Here is a 15,675-nt window from a genome sequence, read left to right on the forward strand (position 1 = left end):
CGGCTCATGAACCGCCTCAAACAGTTTCGGCGCGTGGCCACTCGATACGATAAGCTCGCCGATTCCTACGCCGCGTTTGTCCAACTACGCGCCATCATGCTCTGGCTAAATTGAGAACACGCCCTAGTTTAACTTACGTCCGTCTGCTGGGCTAAAAGGGCAATACCCTGTTCGAAGGTATGAGGGTGGTAGCCAAGATGCTGCTGAGCTTTGGTGATAATAAAACCCGTGCGCAGCGGACGCTTGGCGGGCTGAGAAAAGGTGCTGCCATCCGCTTTTACAATCAAATCTTTGTCAAGCTCAAAATACTCGGCGACCTGCAGCGCCATTTGGTAGGGCGTAAGCAGTTCGCTGCTGCTGATATTGTAAATACCGGCGGCATCATTCTTGGCTACGAGCCAGCAGCCTTGGGCCAGGTCTTCGGCGAGGGTAGGGGTCCGAAACTGGTCATCCACCACATTGATTTGTTTGCCGGCCCGCAATGAGTCGCGCACCCAGAGCACGATATTGGTGCGGCCGTAGTCGTGGGCAATTCCGTAGACCAGCACCGTGCGTACGATGGCCCACTGAGCCGTGCTGGCCTGCACGGCACGCTCGGCTGCCAGCTTGCTTTCACCATAAAAATTGACGGGGCCCGGAACTGCCTCTTCGCTCAACGGGCCCTGCTCACCGCTGAAGATGAAGTCGGTGCTCACATGCGTCAGGTGGATGGAGAGCTGCTCGCAGGCTTCTACTAAGTGCTCGACGGCCGTCACGTTTTGCAGCCAGCAAGGCTCCTGGTTTAGCTCACACTCATCCACGTTGGTCATGGCGGCGGTATGCACTATGTGGGTAGGGCGCTCGGCAGCCAGCACAGACTGCACTTGGGCGCGGTCGGTCACATCGAGCGGTACGAAGTGCAGATCGGGGTACAGGGCAGCCAGCTTATTGGTGCCGCGCGAGGAAGCAATAAGCTCCACGCCGGGCTGCTGCCGAATCAACTCGACTAGTTTCTGGCCCAGCAGGCCATTAGACCCAGTTATTAAGATGCGTTTGGTCATGATTAGGGCGGTACTATTGGTAGGTATAGCCGTAGAGCTCCGTAATTTTTTTCTTTTTCAGCTTCTCCACTTTCACCGTCATTTTAATGTCGGTAGTGGGTCGGTCGCGCATGTCTTTGGGCTGGGCCGCAATCTTATCTATCACATCAAGGCCGCTGATAACCTGTCCAAAAACGGTGTAGCCACCATTGAGGTGGGCGGTACCGCTGTGGTTTTGCACGATATAGAACTGCGAGTTGCTGCTGGCCTTCGTGGGGTTAACCATGTCGCCTTGCCGGGCAGCGGCTACGGCCCCAAACTTGTGCGAGAACTCCGGCCGAATTTCGGCCGGAATGGTTTTTTCATTTGGCTGGCCCGCGCCGTCATTGGACGGGTCGGCGTCCTTAGTATTCACGTCGCCGCCCTGAATCATGAAGTTCTCAATGATGCGGTGAAACGTAGTGCCGTTGTACACGCCACTCTGGGCCAGCTTCAGAAAGTTCTCTTTGTGCTGGGGGGTTTCATCAAACAGAATCAGCTTGATGTCGCCCTGGGAGGTACTGACGGTGACGAGTTGATCCTTCTTACTTTTTTTGGGGCCTTTGGCCGCGTGCAGAGCGGGAGTCAGCAAGCAAACCAGCAGCCAACAGAGCGCCGTAGCGCGGGAAATACACTTCATAGCAGAGGTACGTGAAAAGTAGATGAGCAAAACTACGTTGTTTCGGGAGCCGGCGCTACATATCTGCGCGAAACAGGCGCACATGACGATGGACAGGTAGCATTGTGAGGCCTGGCAGCAAGCTTTATACCAGCAACATACCTGGAAAAGCAAGAACGGTACCTACGAGGCAGCCGCAGCTCAGGCAACCATCTTTTTGACGGCAAAATCGGCGAACCGATTACAGATCCGTATGGTGTTCCAGTCTTATTTGCTCCACCTTCTCCGTATGTCTGCCCTCCGCCCAATCGCACCGCCGCCACACTGGTTTCCGAAGCTACTACTGCTGGCTTACATCGTTTTATTTGCCGTGCTGGCGGTTCACCCGGCGGAGCGCGGCACCTGGGTGGCCGAAAACGTACCCATCGTTGCCATTACCGCTGCTTTGGTCATTCTCTACCTGCGCGGGGTGCAGTTTTCTAATCTGGCCTATCTGCTGATGAGCGTACTGCTGTTTATGCACACTATTGGCGGGCATTATACCTTCGAGAAAGTACCCTTTGCGTGGTTCAATGGCCTCTTTGGCTTCGAGCGCAACATGTACGACCGGGTGGCCCACGTTAGCGTCGGGTTCTACGCCTTCGCCATTCTGGAGCTGCTCGACCGGTATCAGGTTATCCGAGTCCGGGCAATCGCCTATCTATTTCCGCTCTGCGTGATTGGAACCGTGGCAATGACCTACGAGCTTATCGAGTGGGTATATGCCGAAACAGCCGGCGGCGACGCCGGCGCGGCCTTTTTGGGTAGCCAGGGCGACATTTGGGATGCGCAGAAAGACATGCTGGCCGATACCAGCGGAGCCATTTTTGCGCTATTCCTGTACTGGCTCCGGTCCCGGTTTTTCGAGCGTACTACTTAAACGTGGTTCTCTTGGTGAATCCGGCAGCAGGCCCAGCCAAAGCGTATTTCTGATTGCGCATGCTGGTAAGCGGGCGTTATTCGCCCGCGTCCCGCTGGCTACGGATATCCGCCAGAATCTGACGGCCGCCCCGCTCCAGGATCCGCTCCGCCAGTTCGGTACCCATTGCCTCGACTTCCTGTTTGTCAGCCACGGTCAGCGTTTCCTCCAGGTATTGCTGCCCATCGAGGCTGATGAGGCCGCCGTGCAGCTGAATGTGGCCTTCACTGGTGAAAGTGGCCAGCGCGAAGGAGGGAATACTGCAGCCGCCTTCCATTGTGCGCAGAAAGGCGCGTTCGGCCAGCAGGCAGGTTTGGGTAGCCTCATGGTTTAGCACACGTTGCAGCTCCACTTTCAGTGCCGGCTCCAGACTGCGGGCGCATTCAATAGCCACGCTACCCTGCCCAGTGGCGGGTACAAACTGCGTTTCGGGCAATATGTGCCGAATAAGCTGGTCATACTCCATGCGGTGGACGCCAGCATACGCCAGAACCAAGGCATGATACTGGCCCTCCTCCAGCTTGCGAAGGCGCGTCTGCAGGTTGCCACGGGCTTCGGCGGTAGTAGCATGCGGATAAAACCGGCGCAACATGGCCTTGCGCCGGGTGCTGCTGGTACCCAGTATCAGGTCAGGGCGGTCTAGCGACAGCGCGGGGTCGAAGCTGACGATGACGTCGTTCACCTTTTCGCGCTCCATGAACGCCAGCAATTCCAGGTCGGCTGGAATGGTGCTTTGCACGTCTTTGGCGCTATGTACGGCAATATCGATGGCACCGGAGCGCAGGCTTTCCTCCAGCTCTTCGGTGAAAACTCCTTTCGCTCCTATCTTATCGAGGGAGCGGTCCAGCACCACGTCGCCTGTAGTGGTGATGATGACAATTTCGGTAGTCAACTGGGCCAGCTCCAGGCAAGCCGCTACGTGATGAGCCTGCCACAAAGCCAGCCGGCTGCCCCGGGTACCGATACGAATAGGACGATTGAAATCCATGGAAAAGAGAAAGGGCGGCCAGCGGCCCGGATGAAGTGCTTAGCAAAAAACGGTTGCCCAAATCTTGTTTTGGAATCCGACGGCAAGCTGCGCATTATTGATTCGGCGAAGGTACAACCCCGACCGGCCCCGCGCGGACTATAGCAATTTTAGCGCCTGCTATACTAAATTAGCATGCTATACTTTCTGCGTTTTCAGCCCTCAGGCTGGCATTTTTAGTAACTCCGCAATCCGAAGCGACATATCAACGAACACCATGCGGGGGTTGGCATTGCGCTCGATGTGGTAGTGTGCATCGTTCAGCTCCTGGGTCAGGGCATCGGCATTGGCGCGGTGCACGAAGCGGCTGAAGCCCGACACAAATAGCTGCTCACTGGCGGGCAGGTGCGGCACAAACTGCGCATCGATACCAAACAGCAGTACCTTGCGCAGAATGCCAAGTCCGAACTGCAGAAACTCCTTCTGGTTTTCGCGGCCCATCTTCTGAAATTCGTCCGTTTTGCTCAGTATCAGGTCGACTTTGTAGCCGTAGCACTGGCGCATCCACTCCACGAAGAAGGTGAAATAGTCGTTGTCGGTGGAGGCCTCACGGGCGGCCAGCGCCGCGCCCAGGTTGCCTTCTGCCAGCTGGGCAATCTGCCGGGCTTTCACCTCGGGGATGTTGTGCTGGTCGCGCAAAAAGTCCGTGACTTCCGCTTCGGCGTAGGGCCGCACCACCACGGGCTGCACCCGGCTGATGATGGTGGGCAGCAGTTGCTCGGGCGCGAAGCTCACCAACAGAAACACAGTAGCGGGCGGTGGCTCTTCCAGCAGCTTGAGCACGGCATTGGACGCGGCCGGGTGCATGAGCTCGGGCAGCCAGATAATCACGATTTTGAACTGCGCCTCAAATGCTTTGAGCGACACGAGCTTGAGCAATTGCAGGCTTTCCTCTTTCGAAATGCTGCCCTGCTTGTTGTCGGCCCCGATATGCTGCATCCAGTCGTTGAGGCCCTGATACGGATTCGCAAACACGAAACTGCGCCAATCGGTGGCGAACTTGCTGCTGACGGCATCCTTGGCTACTGCCTTCGTGGTCGTTACGGGCAGGATGAAGTTCAGGTCGGGATGAATGAGCTTGTCATTTTTCTGACACGCCGGACACTGCCCGCAGGAATCCTGGGCGTCGGCCGCGCGCTGCTCGCAGTTCAGAAACGTAGCGTAGGCCAGCGCCAGCGCCAGCGCTGCCGAGCCCTCGGCACCCCGAAACAGCTGGGCGTGCGCGACATGCTGCCGGTGCACCGTTTGGACCAGCACGCGCTTTACGTCCGCTTGACCTGGTATCTCAGAAAAGCGCATTGGTGGGTTGTTTACTGCACGTAAGCCTTATTCCGCATTCAGGGCAGGCGTATCCCTGACAGGTGCTTTTTCCCAGATCCGGTCTTTGGCCGTTTCGTCGAACACGTGCTGCATGATGGCCTGCTCGGTGGCGTCGTAGGCCAGGTGCCGCCGCGCCATAACGCGCTCCGCTACCTCGGCTACTTTCGGCATCTTGAAGGTTTCGAAGCCTGCGGCCCCACCCCAGCTGAACGACGGAATAAAGGTGCGTGGAAAACCTGCCCCGAAAATATTCGCCCCCACTCCCACCACGGTGCCCGTGTTGAACATCGTGTTGATGCCGCACTTGCTATGGTCGCCCATCATGAGGCCACAGAACTGCTGGCCGGTATTCACGAAGCGGCCCGCGCTGTGGCTCCAGATTTTGACCGGGGCGTAGTTGTTTTTCAGGTTGGATGTGTTGGTATCAGCGCCCAGGTTACACCACTCCCCGATTACGGAGTTGCCGAGGTAGCCATCGTGGCCCTTGTTGGAATAGCCCATCAGGATGGAATTACCCACCTCGCCCCCTACTTTGCAGTGCGGCCCCACGGTATTGTCGCCGCGCATCTTGGCGCCGGCATTGATGTGTGAGCCTTCGCCCAGCGCCAAGGGGCCTTTGATGATAGCGCCCTCGTGCACCTGCGAGTTTTTGCCCAGATAAATAGGGCCATCTTCAGCATTCAGAATAGCCGCCCGAATCCGGACGCCCTCTTCAATAAAGATGTTTTCGGGCGCGTACACAATAGTGTGCGGGTCGCCGATGGGCTGCGATTCCCGGCCGTGGGTCAGCAGAGCAAAGTCGCGGCGAATTTCGGCTCCGTTGTGCAAAAACAAGTGCCATACTTCGCGCAGGGCCACAACCGGCTCGGCTACCTGCCGGGTGTCGGTGAAGCCGTCCTGAATCAGCTCGGCAATATTGGCCGCATCCGCCAGATGGGCCGCCACCAGCAGGTCGCCGTCGAGCAGTGCCTGGCCGGGTGCCAGGCCCTGCACCTGCCGAACCAGCAGGTCGTCGGGGCACACCGCGCCGTTGATGACCAGGGCCGGGCCACCCACCGGACCAGCGGGAAACTTGGCCTGCAAGTACTGCTGGGTCAGGTAATGGACGGGCTGCTGCAGGCGGTGCTGCCATTTTTCGGCTACCGTCAGAATACCGCAGCGCAGGGCCGCCACGGGCCGCGTAAACGTGAAAGGCAGCAGCTGGGGCCGGATGGCGGGGTCGTCGAAGAGCAGAACAGTCATGCGAGGCAGAAGAAACGATGAGCAGAAAAAGGCAACCGATATGAGGTGGCAAGTTAGCGCCTGAGGCGTAGAACCGGTTGTGGCAACTCTAACTTTGCGCCCCACACCGACCGGCCGGCGGAGAAGAAAGCCAACAAAAAACTCCTTCCGGCGGGGCCGAAAGGAGTTTCGCAAAATATAGTAAGCTGCAGGCATCCGCTTGCGGCCACTGGCCAGAACTACTTCTTCTGGTAGCGGTTGCGGAATTTCTCCACGCGGCCTGCCGTGTCAATAAACACATTTTTGCCGGTGTAGAAAGGGTGCGAGGCGCTGCTAACTTCCACCTTGATAACGGGATAAGTCTTACCGTCTTCCATCGTGATGGTCTCGGTCGAGTTCATCGTCGAGCGGGTGATAAATTTAAAGTCGCTCGACGTGTCCTGGAACACAACTTGGCGATACTCGGGGTGGATGTCTTTTCTCATGGTCGGTGATGCCGTTAAAACCTTCTGGCCCTGCCGATTTTGCGGAAGGGACTGCAAAAGTACACGTTAGCTCCGGATTTTAAAAACGCGAACCTTCTTTTCTACTTTCTGGGTGTACTACTAGCTGATAGAACTGGAAAATGTTTATTTTTGGTTCCCGTCCGACTATTCCCTATCCCACCTATTGTCCGCTCTATGGCCCGTACCGCTACTCTACTCGCAGTTTTGGGTTTGCTGATGGCTACGCTGGCCTACGGAGCCACCATCACGCTTTTTCAGTCTACCTTCGATGGGAGCAATGTGCGCGTGGAGTGGGAAGTAAGTAGTGAGGCCGGCGTACAGACCTACGACCTCTGGCGCAAAGCCAACAACGAGCCCGCCTTTGCGCACATGATAACAGTGCAGCCCAGCAGTCAGCACCGGTATCAGTACCTGGATACCAATATCTACCGGGGCGTGTCGGGCACCACCAGCGGTGGGCCGTTCACGTACCGCCTCACGGTGCACACCACCACCGGCGACCAGAACTACACGAGCGTACTCAGCACCACGCCCAGCGCCGTGCAGCGTTCCTGGGGCAGCATCAAATCGATGTTCCGCTAGCGGCGACTGGAAGAGTGATGCATTCGTGAGGTATGCAAGCTGGCCGTCCTGGTCAGCTTTTTTTGTGCTCGTATCTTTGACCCAGCCTTTTTCACAGCTTCATCCTTTCACCGCTATACCGCATGCGAATCTGTTTTGCTACCAATAACGAGCACAAGCTCACCGAAGTCCGGGCCCTACTGCCGGCCAGCATTGAGCTGGTCAGTCTGCGCGCAATCGGGTGCCACGAAGAACTGCCCGAAACTCAGGATACGCTGGAAGGCAATGCGCTGCAAAAGGCCGAATATGTATGGCAGCATTACCAAACGTCCTGCTTTGCCGATGATACGGGCCTGGAAGTAGCGGCCCTGGCTGGGGCACCGGGCGTGTACTCGGCCCGCTACGCGGGCCCGCAGCGCAGCGCAACCGATAATGTGGCCAAGCTGCTCCAGGAACTACACGGCCAAGCTGACCGCCGGGCCCAGTTCCGAACCGTTATTGCCTTGGTGCTGCCCAATGGAACGAGGCACGAGTTTGCCGGAGCCGTAGAGGGCCGGATTACGGAGGCTGTGCGTGGTGCGGATGGGTTTGGCTACGACCCCATTTTTCAACCCGAGGACCGCGAGGTGACCTTCGCGGAGATGTTGCTGGCCGAGAAAAACACACTCAGCCACCGGGCGCGGGCAGTAGAGCAGCTATTAGTTTTTTTGCAGGCTAACGCGGGCAAAAAATAAGGAAAGTGGAAATATTCGGCCAAACGACGGCCACTATCCGCTCCGGCATACGTCATTTTGTTACTTTTGCAGGGTTGGCCCTGCCGGTACGGGCCACTTCCCACCCCCATGCAACATCCTTTCATCGTCGGTATTACGGGCGGCAGCGCCTCGGGCAAGACCACCTTTCTGCGGCGCCTGCTGTCCTCGTTTCCCGCAGAAGATATTTGCCTGATTTCTCAGGACAACTATTACCACCCGCGTGAAACGCAGCAGATTGATATAAACGGAGTCACTAATTTCGACCTGCCTTCGTCTATCGACTCCGCCGCCTATGCGGCCGACGTGCTGCAAATCAGCCAGGGCCGGGAAGTACGCCGCCTGGAGTACACCTTCAACAACCCGAACGCCCAGCCCAAAGAGCTCGTCTTTACCCCGTCGCCCATCGTGGTGGTAGAAGGCATCTTCGTATTCTACTTTGAGGCGGTGGCCAAGCTGCTCGATCTGAAAGTATACATCGATGCCCGGGAGCATGTGAAGCTGCAGCGCCGCATCGTGCGCGACCGGGACGAGCGAGGCTACGACCTGGAAGACGTGCTCTACCGCTACACCAACCATGTAGCGCCCACCTACGAGAAATACATCAAGCCCTTCAAGCAAGACGCCGACATCGTCATTCCGAACAACCGGCAGTTCGACCGGGGGCTGGATGTGCTGGTATCGTTCCTGAAAAGCAAAGTACTGGAAGGCCGGCCCTAGCAAACACCACTGCCAGGCCCCACCCTGACCGCCTCTAGCCCAGAGGCAGTCAGGGTGTTTTTTTGCCCGTTGCAGTGGCATCAGGCGAGTATAGCAATGCGTGCATATACCGCGTCACAACCGCTGGCTGTTTTGTTGTTTCTCAGCATCCCTGAAACGAATAAAAGTACTGCCACGGCACGGCATCAACAGCCATTAGCCTGTGTGCAGCCGTGTTTTCGTGTTCTACTGCTCTCTTGGCACGCGTACGCTGCAACGGAATAGCACCACACAAGGCAGTTATTATTCAAGTCACAATTGGCTATATAATGTCCTTTGTAAGCAGGTATAGGCCTTCTATGTTTGTGGCAGGAGAATCTTACCTAAGGAAGGTGAATAATCAACCACTTAACTATTAGTAAAAATGAAAAGAAGCTACACCACCATTCTATCTGCCGTAGCGCTGCTGTTGGGAACCGGAATACTAGGCGGATGCGAAAAAAATAAAGAAGCTGCACCTCGCGAAAAAGTAGTTTTAGGCGAGCAAAATGCTAGAAGAGAAGATGTAGTATCCGAAGAAATGTTCGGTGAGGTGCTGGAAGGAGCGGCTTCGATGATGACTGATCAGGAGCACATATTCATCAAGAAGGCTGATGGCGGCACCATTTTCTCGCTGGTGACCGATGAGCTAGTTGAACCGGCTACGGAAGCTAAAACCGTGTGTAGCTCAAAGCAGGTTACCTGGGCATTCGCAGGATGTGTCAAAAACTACGTAATAGCGAACGGCTGCGGTATGCTACAGCATGGCTCCAACGGCTGGACACTCTCCAACTGTCCCAACTAACGTAGACATACCGAGCAACTGCCAGGCAGCTACCCACGAATACCGACTGGCGCAGGAAGCTGCTTTCCGCGCCGGCAAAACACTAAATGGCCCGCTTCTTTCCAGAAGCGGGCCATTTGGCTATATTTGTAGCCATTGCTGTAAGAATGTCGGTTTTCATTTCCACCTTATTTCCCCGCCTGCGCTTCACGCTGCTCACAGCTACGCTGCTGTTCGTGCTGTCGTTGAACCACCAGGCCGTTGCCACCTTCCGCACTCCGGTGGGCAAGGCCGCGCGCGTGGGAGTGGGGCCGAAAGCGGCCGTCGTCAAGCAGAAAGTGACCCTGGAAGCCACGGCTCCGCTGGCTCTGTGGCTGGCCCCGGCTACCGATGTGTGGCAGCCCAACCACGTGGCGCTGGTATGGCCCCGGCAGGCGCGGCGCATAGCCGTGCTGCGGCCCCGGCCCAGCGCCGTCCCCGATTTGTTCCGTTCCCGGCTGCTGGTAGCGGCCCTGTCGCCGCACGCGCCGTAGCGGGCCCGGTGCTGATGCGCGGCTCCCGGTAGCCGGCGTGCTTGTGTAGTGTGGTAGCGGTGTGTGCTGTTGGTTGAGCCGCCTTTCCGGATTGCTTTTCCCGAATCCATTTTATTTTTTTTCGATGCGTAATAAAGGACTTATTATCGCGCTTACGGTCGTCGTTTCGGCCTTGTGCGCGTACTTTCTCTTCTTCACCTACATTTCCCGTGGGGTGCAGAAGGATGCCGTAGCCTATGCTACCACCAATGGCCAGTTCAACGAGCGCCAGCGCCAGCACTACCTCGACTCGGTGTGGCGCGCGCCCGTATTCGGTCCCTACACCTACCGCGACGTTCGCGCTTCGGAGCTGGGCCTGGGCCTCGACCTGAAAGGCGGCATGCACGTAACGCTGGAAGTTTCGCCGGTGGAAATCGTGCGGGCTATGTCGGGCAACTCCAAAGACCCGAACTTCAACAAAGCGCTGGCCCAGGCTCAGGAGCAGCAGAAAACCAGCCCTTCGACGCCCTTCACGGCGCTGTTTGCGCAGGCTTACCGCACCATTGCGCCCAACGACAAGCTGGCCCGCATTTTTGCGAATACCACCAACAAGAGCCGGGGCATCGATATCAATTCGAGCAACGACAAGGTAATTGCCGCCATCGACAAGGAAGAGGAAGAAGCCATTGACCGCTCTTTCAACATCCTGCGTACCCGCGTCGACAAGTTCGGTGTGAACCAGCCCAACATCCAGCGGGTGAAAGGCACGGGCCGCATTCAGATTGAGCTGCCGGGCGTCGACAACCCGGACCGGGTGCGCAAGCTGCTCCAGGGCCAAGCCAAGCTGGAATTCTGGGAAGTGTGGCGTAACGATGAGTTCGCACCGTATTTCAACCAGATCAACGAAATTCTGACGGCTAAAGAAGCCTCCGAAAAACTGACTGGCACGGCCACCGCCGCTACCAGCACCACCGACACGACGGCCACTGCCGTTACTGCTGCTGCCGGAGACTCTTCTTCGCTGGCCAGCCAGCTGGCCAAAAAGACGCCCGCTACCACTGCCAAGGCTGACTCGGCCGGTCCGCAGCAAAGCACCTTGCTCGCCAAGCTCTTCACGATGCCCGGTGCGCTGGGCTCCAACGTGCGCGACACGGCCCGGGTGAACTCCCTGATGAAAACGCAGGAGGTACGGTCAGTCCTGCCTGCCAACCTGACCTTCCTGTGGGGCGTGAAGCCCGACGTAATCGAGGGGCAGGAATACTTGCAGCTGTACGCCGTGCGCAAAACCCGCGACGCAGTAGCGCCTCTAGGCGGTGAAGTGGTATCGGATGCCCGTCAGGACTACGACCAGGGTGGCCGCCCCGAGGTGAGCATGCAGATGAACCCAACCGGCAGCCGCAAATGGGAAAAGCTGACCGCCGCCAACATTGGCCGCCAAGTGGCTATCGTACTGGATGACTACGTGTATTCGGCTCCCGTTGTGCAGGCTGAAATCTCCGGCGGCACGTCGAGCATCTCGGGCAACTTCACGATTGAAGATGCTCAGGATTTGGCCAACGTACTGAAAGCCGGTAAGCTGCCTGCTCCTACCCGCATTGTGGAAGAAGCCGTTGTGGGCCCGTCGCTGGGTCAGGAAGCCATCAACCAGGGCTTGTACTCCTCCTTGGCTGGTCTGCTGATCATCATGGTGTTCATGGCCCTGTACTACGGTAAGGCAGGCTTGGTAGCCGACGTGGCGCTGCTCTTCAACATGTTCCTGATTATGGGCGTGCTAGCCCAGTTCGGTACGGCCCTCACGCTGCCCGGCATTGCTGGCTTGATTCTCGTAATCGGCTCGTCGGTGGATGCCAACGTACTGATTTTCGAACGCATCCGGGAAGAGTTGAACCACGGGCTCAGCGTGAAAGACGCCATCAACAAGGGCTATGCCCGCGCTTTCACGGCCATCTTTGACTCGAACGTAACGACCATGCTGATTGCCGTGATTCTGGGCTTCTTCGGCACTGGTCCGGTGCAAAGCTTCGCCATCACGCTTGGTATCGGGGTATTGACCTCGTTCCTGTCGGCGGTGTATGTGTCGCGCCTCATCATCGAGTGGCTCACCCGGGGCAAGGATACCACGAGCATCTCGTTCAGCACGCCTATTTCGCGCAATCTGTTCCAGAACGTGAAGTTTGACATCGTAGGCAAGCGTAAAATCGCCTACCTGTTCTCGGCCATGGTTATCATCATCGGCTTCGTACTGATGGCGGTACAGGGCGGCCCCAACCTGGGCGTTGACTTCCGCGGTGGCCGCAGCTACATCATCGATTTCCCTAAAGCCCAGGTAGCCTCGGAAGTGCACGATGCGCTGGCCGACGAGTTCCAGGGCGCGGGCACGGAAGTGAAAACGTTTGGCAGCCCTACCCGCCTGCGCGTAACGACCAGCTATCTGGCCGCCGACGAAAGCGTAGCCGCCGACCAGAAAGTAGAATCGGCGCTGCTGCAGGGCCTGAAGCCTTACGGTATCACCAAAGCCAACATTCCAAACTCGGCTAAAATCGGCGCTACTATTGCCGATGATATCAAGAAAACGTCGGTGCTGAGCCTGGCCCTCACGCTGTTGGGCATCTTCGTCTACGTACTATTCCGCTTCGAAAAGTGGCAGTACTCGATGGCGGCCGTGGTAGCCTTGTTCCACGATGCGCTACTCGTAATAGCGGCCTACCCGATTGCCCGTCTGTTTGGCCTGAACTACGAAATGGACCAGATTTTCGTGGCCGCCGTGCTGACCGTACTTGGCTTCTCGATGAATGACACCGTTGTTATCTACGACCGAATCCGGGAATACCTGCGGGAGAATCCGCACCTGACGTTTGCACAGGTGGTGAACCCGGCCCTGAACAGCACGTTCTCGCGCACCATGATTACGTTCACCACCGTGTTCCTGGTCGTGCTGGTGCTCTACATCTTCGGGGGCGAAACACTGCGCTCCTTCTCCTTCGCCATGATTGTGGGCGTTATCTTCGGTACGTACTCGTCGCTGTTCATCGCGACGCCGATTATCCTGGATACCTACGGTCGCAAGGAAGCCCGTGAGCGCGGCACCACCACCACCACCATTATTGCCGATGCCGACGCCCCCAAGCTGTCGACGACCGTGCAATAAGGTCTTTGGCTACTCATCGGAGAAAGCCTGGCTTCCTGAGCTTCGCTTTACCCACAAAAAACGCTCTGGCCTGCGGCCGGAGCGTTTTTTTTATGGCTGGGGGCGGCGTCGTAGCGGTTTTTGAGAACTTTCAAAAAGTTGGTCCGTCATGCTTGATCTAGCGTCCGCTTGTCGAAGCATCTCTACTGCAATGGCAATCAGATTACTGTGGCGGTAGAGATGCTTCGACAAGCGGACGCTAGATCAAGCATGACACAAAAAGAAAAGTCCCAAACACGCTCTTGTAGTGGTTTTGAGTCGGCGTATCCCACCGTCTTCCTATTCCTGCACACACGACTGCTACGCCCTGGCTGCTTGGACCGGGGCCGGCAAGGCCACAAAAAAGGCCCCACCCTAATGGGGCGGAGCCTTCGATTCACTTGGAAAAAGAAGCACCATCAACCCACCTTGCGTGGGCCAGGGGCACGGTAGCTACACGGTAATACCTTCCGCTACTACTTCGGTTACTTCGGGAACCATACGCTTGAGCAGGTTCTCAATGCCGGATTTCAGCGTGACGGTAGCCGACGGGCAGCCCGAGCACGAGCCTTGCAGGTTTACCGTTACCACCCCTTGCTTGTACGAGCGGAAGGTGATGTTGCCACCATCCTGCTCCACGGCCGGGCGCACGTAGTTTTCGAGCAGATCGATAACCTTCTGACTAATCTGCTGGTCCTGCTCGGAAGCGTCGCCGGTAGCGGCGGCATGCTGGGCGGCTTTCTGCTCAGCGGCGGGGTCGACGGTGAAAAGAGGGCCGCCGGCCTCCACATACGACTTCAGGAAGGTGCGCAGCTCGGGAATGAGGTGCGTCCAGGTCAGGTCGGAGGTTTTGGTGATGGTAACGAAGTTGGCGGCAATGAAGACGCGGCCCACGTAGTCGAAATTGAACAGCTCCTGCGCCAGCGGCGAGTTGGTAGCCGCTTCCAGGTTCGGATAGTCCACGCTCACCCCATCGCTCAGCAAATGGGTATTGAGCACGAATTTCATGGATTCGGGATTGGGGCTGGCTTCGGCGTAGATGGAAACCGGCGCAGCAGGAGAAGTGAGGGTATCAGCCATGTTTGAAAGACTTGGAGACGAATAAGAAAACGCGACAACGGCGCTAGGAAAGCAAACACTATCGGCGGTAAAACCGTGCCGTGCGCCGGATGTTGCAAAGGTACGCAGGAACTGCTCAGCTGCGGCAGGCGACTACAGTGGGTTCCGCCTGAGCCAACTGTTGAGTTGTGCGTTCTACGCTCGCCCGCAACTTTTTTGGTAGTGCCTCTTACACCTTACTGGCGCGGGCCCGCAGCAGCATGTCGGCCAGCACCAGGTTGGTCATGGCGTCTACGATGGGTACGGCGCGGGGCAGCACGCAGGGGTCGTGACGGCCTTTGCCGGCCAGCGTTATTTCCTCGCCTTGGTCATTGATGGTAGCCTGGGGCTGCAGAATGGTCGCGATGGGCTTGAAGGCGACGCGGAAGTAAATGTCCTGCCCATTGCTGATGCCGCCCTGAATGCCGCCCGAATGATTAGTACGCGTCCGGACCGCGCCTTGATCGTCGGTATAAAAGGCATCGTTGTGCTCGGTGCCAAACAGCAGCGTACCCGCGAAGCCGGAGCCGTACTCGAAACCTTTTACCGCGTTGATACTCAGCATGGCCTTGCCCAGCTCGGCGTGCAGCTTGTCGAATACCGGCTCGCCGAGGCCGGCGGGCACCCCCAGCACCACGCCCGTCACGATGCCGCCCACCGTGTCGTGCCGGTCGCGGGTCTGCCGAATCAACTCGGTCATGCGCCCGGCGGTTTCGGGGTGGGGGCAGCGCACCATATTACTATCAATCAGGCTTAGGTCGAGCGCCTCGTAGCCCACGGGCACGGCCACGGCCCCTACCTGCGACACATAGCTGTGGGCCCTGATGCCATAATGCGCGAGCAGCTGCGCGGCTACGGCTCCGGCCGCCACGCGGGCCGCCGTTTCGCGGGCCGAGCTGCGGCCCCCACCCCGGTGGTCGCGCCGGCCATATTTGGCATCGTAGGTGTAGTCGGCGTGCGAGGGGCGGTAGGCGTGCTCGATGTGGGAGTAATCGTGGCTGGCCTGGTCCTGGTTGCGGATAAACAGCCCGATGGGCGTACCCGTGGTCTGGCCCTCAAAGATGCCGGACTGTATCTCGACCTGGTCGGCCTCCCGGCGCGGTGTCGTCAGCTCCGACTGCCCCGGCCGCCGCCGGTCCAGCGCGGCCTGAATGGTGGCTATATCCACCGGGATGCCCGCCGGGCACCCATCGAGCACTACCCCGATACCGGGCCCGTGCGATTCGCCAAACGTAGTGATGCGGAATAAGGTACCGAAGGTATTCATAAGCGAAAAAATCAGATCTGGTGCCGTAAAGGAACCGTTAAAAAGTGGATTAGCGCGGGCTCCGGAGCCGTAGAGCGTGTTTGGGAAT

Annotated in this window: 15 protein-coding genes and 1 pseudogene; 8 read left to right on the forward strand and 8 right to left on the reverse strand. The window is 57.8% G+C overall.

The genetic code is table 11. From position 1 onward, the window contains the following. Nucleotides 1-114 (forward strand): annotated as a pseudogene (locus E5J99_RS01355) (IS5/IS1182 family transposase); the annotation flags it as partial. Nucleotides 115-128: 14 nt separating this feature from the next. On the opposite strand, the gene E5J99_RS01360 reads toward E5J99_RS01355, so the two are convergent. Next, entirely contained in the window at nucleotides 129-1,040 is a 912-nt protein-coding gene (locus E5J99_RS01360) for an SDR family oxidoreductase (protein ID WP_135495924.1), read from the reverse strand. 13 nt (nucleotides 1,041-1,053) lie between these two features. Beyond that, nucleotides 1,054-1,650 (reverse strand): peptidylprolyl isomerase, encoded by a 597-nt coding sequence (locus E5J99_RS01365; protein ID WP_245318663.1) that lies wholly within the window; start codon nucleotides 1,648-1,650, stop codon nucleotides 1,054-1,056. A 316-nt stretch (nucleotides 1,651-1,966) separates the two neighbouring features. Between E5J99_RS01365 and E5J99_RS01370 the strand changes: the two genes are divergently transcribed. Beyond that, complete coding sequence (locus tag E5J99_RS01370; protein WP_135495926.1) at nucleotides 1,967-2,596, forward strand: DUF2238 domain-containing protein; 630 nt, start codon at nucleotides 1,967-1,969, stop codon at nucleotides 2,594-2,596. Nucleotides 2,597-2,672: 76 nt separating this feature from the next. Here E5J99_RS01370 and hemC read toward each other — a convergent pair whose 3' ends face one another. From hemC to E5J99_RS01390, 4 genes are all read right to left on the reverse strand, one after another. Next, nucleotides 2,673-3,623, reverse strand: coding sequence for a hydroxymethylbilane synthase (gene hemC / locus E5J99_RS01375; protein WP_135495927.1), 951 nt, complete (start codon nucleotides 3,621-3,623; stop codon nucleotides 2,673-2,675). A 201-nt stretch (nucleotides 3,624-3,824) separates the two neighbouring features. Then, nucleotides 3,825-4,961 (reverse strand): DNA polymerase III subunit, encoded by a 1,137-nt coding sequence (locus E5J99_RS01380; RefSeq protein ID WP_135495928.1) that lies wholly within the window; start codon nucleotides 4,959-4,961, stop codon nucleotides 3,825-3,827. 27 nt (nucleotides 4,962-4,988) lie between these two features. Beyond that, nucleotides 4,989-6,224: a GlmU family protein gene (locus E5J99_RS01385; protein ID WP_135495929.1), complete on the reverse strand. Its 1,236-nt coding sequence runs from the start codon at nucleotides 6,222-6,224 to the stop codon at nucleotides 4,989-4,991. Between the two features lie 218 nt (nucleotides 6,225-6,442). Further along, on the reverse strand, nucleotides 6,443-6,688 hold the full coding sequence (locus tag E5J99_RS01390; RefSeq protein ID WP_135495930.1) for a type B 50S ribosomal protein L31: 246 nt from the start codon (nucleotides 6,686-6,688) through the stop codon (nucleotides 6,443-6,445). A 195-nt stretch (nucleotides 6,689-6,883) separates the two neighbouring features. Between E5J99_RS01390 and E5J99_RS01395 the strand changes: the two genes are divergently transcribed. From E5J99_RS01395 to secDF, 6 genes are all read left to right on the forward strand, one after another. Beyond that, entirely contained in the window at nucleotides 6,884-7,291 is a 408-nt protein-coding gene (locus E5J99_RS01395; RefSeq protein WP_135495931.1) for a hypothetical protein, read from the forward strand. A gap of 122 nt (nucleotides 7,292-7,413) precedes the next feature. Further along, nucleotides 7,414-8,004, forward strand: coding sequence for a non-canonical purine NTP diphosphatase (locus tag E5J99_RS01400; RefSeq protein WP_135495932.1), 591 nt, complete (start codon nucleotides 7,414-7,416; stop codon nucleotides 8,002-8,004). A 108-nt stretch (nucleotides 8,005-8,112) separates the two neighbouring features. Then, nucleotides 8,113-8,742 carry a uridine kinase family protein gene (locus E5J99_RS01405; RefSeq protein WP_135495933.1) on the forward strand — a complete coding sequence of 210 codons (630 nt, stop codon included), beginning with the start codon at nucleotides 8,113-8,115 and terminating at the stop codon, nucleotides 8,740-8,742. 403 nt (nucleotides 8,743-9,145) lie between these two features. Beyond that, nucleotides 9,146-9,565 (forward strand): hypothetical protein, encoded by a 420-nt coding sequence (locus E5J99_RS01410; protein ID WP_135495934.1) that lies wholly within the window; start codon nucleotides 9,146-9,148, stop codon nucleotides 9,563-9,565. Between the two features lie 146 nt (nucleotides 9,566-9,711). Beyond that, nucleotides 9,712-10,077, forward strand: coding sequence for a hypothetical protein (locus tag E5J99_RS01415; protein WP_135495935.1), 366 nt, complete (start codon nucleotides 9,712-9,714; stop codon nucleotides 10,075-10,077). Between the two features lie 124 nt (nucleotides 10,078-10,201). Continuing rightward, nucleotides 10,202-13,204, forward strand: coding sequence for a protein translocase subunit SecDF (secDF, locus tag E5J99_RS01420; RefSeq protein ID WP_135495936.1), 3,003 nt, complete (start codon nucleotides 10,202-10,204; stop codon nucleotides 13,202-13,204). A 471-nt stretch (nucleotides 13,205-13,675) separates the two neighbouring features. Here the strand turns inward: secDF and E5J99_RS01425 are convergent, their stop codons facing one another. Further along, nucleotides 13,676-14,302 carry a NifU family protein gene (locus tag E5J99_RS01425; RefSeq protein WP_135495937.1) on the reverse strand — a complete coding sequence of 209 codons (627 nt, stop codon included), beginning with the start codon at nucleotides 14,300-14,302 and terminating at the stop codon, nucleotides 13,676-13,678. Nucleotides 14,303-14,510: 208 nt separating this feature from the next. Beyond that, a complete protein-coding gene (gene aroC / locus E5J99_RS01430) occupies nucleotides 14,511-15,587 on the reverse strand; it encodes a chorismate synthase (RefSeq protein ID WP_135495938.1) in 1,077 nt (358 codons plus the stop codon). Nucleotides 15,588-15,675 lie beyond the last annotated feature (88 nt).

The sequence above is a fragment of the Hymenobacter elongatus genome, assembly GCF_004745955.1.
Lineage (GTDB): Bacteria > Bacteroidota > Bacteroidia > Cytophagales > Hymenobacteraceae > Hymenobacter > Hymenobacter elongatus.

Excerpts from the sequence above, each read along its gene's own strand:
- E5J99_RS01360 (WP_135495924.1), bottom strand. The coding sequence starts at position 1,040 with ATGACCAAACGCATCTTAATAACTGGGTCTAATGGCCTGCTGGGCCAG.
- E5J99_RS01370 (WP_135495926.1), top strand. The coding sequence starts at position 1,967 with ATGTCTGCCCTCCGCCCAATCGCACCGCCGCCACACTGGTTTCCGAAG.
- hemC (WP_135495927.1), bottom strand. The coding sequence starts at position 3,623 with ATGGATTTCAATCGTCCTATTCGTATCGGTACCCGGGGCAGCCGGCTG.
- E5J99_RS01380 (WP_135495928.1), bottom strand. The coding sequence starts at position 4,961 with ATGCGCTTTTCTGAGATACCAGGTCAAGCGGACGTAAAGCGCGTGCTG.
- E5J99_RS01385 (WP_135495929.1), bottom strand. The coding sequence starts at position 6,224 with ATGACTGTTCTGCTCTTCGACGACCCCGCCATCCGGCCCCAGCTGCTG.
- E5J99_RS01390 (WP_135495930.1), bottom strand. The coding sequence starts at position 6,688 with ATGAGAAAAGACATCCACCCCGAGTATCGCCAAGTTGTGTTCCAGGAC.
- E5J99_RS01395 (WP_135495931.1), top strand. The coding sequence starts at position 6,884 with ATGGCCCGTACCGCTACTCTACTCGCAGTTTTGGGTTTGCTGATGGCT.
- E5J99_RS01400 (WP_135495932.1), top strand. The coding sequence starts at position 7,414 with ATGCGAATCTGTTTTGCTACCAATAACGAGCACAAGCTCACCGAAGTC.
- E5J99_RS01405 (WP_135495933.1), top strand. The coding sequence starts at position 8,113 with ATGCAACATCCTTTCATCGTCGGTATTACGGGCGGCAGCGCCTCGGGC.
- E5J99_RS01410 (WP_135495934.1), top strand. The coding sequence starts at position 9,146 with ATGAAAAGAAGCTACACCACCATTCTATCTGCCGTAGCGCTGCTGTTG.
- E5J99_RS01415 (WP_135495935.1), top strand. The coding sequence starts at position 9,712 with ATGTCGGTTTTCATTTCCACCTTATTTCCCCGCCTGCGCTTCACGCTG.
- secDF (WP_135495936.1), top strand. The coding sequence starts at position 10,202 with ATGCGTAATAAAGGACTTATTATCGCGCTTACGGTCGTCGTTTCGGCC.
- E5J99_RS01425 (WP_135495937.1), bottom strand. The coding sequence starts at position 14,302 with ATGGCTGATACCCTCACTTCTCCTGCTGCGCCGGTTTCCATCTACGCC.
- aroC (WP_135495938.1), bottom strand. The coding sequence starts at position 15,587 with ATGAATACCTTCGGTACCTTATTCCGCATCACTACGTTTGGCGAATCG.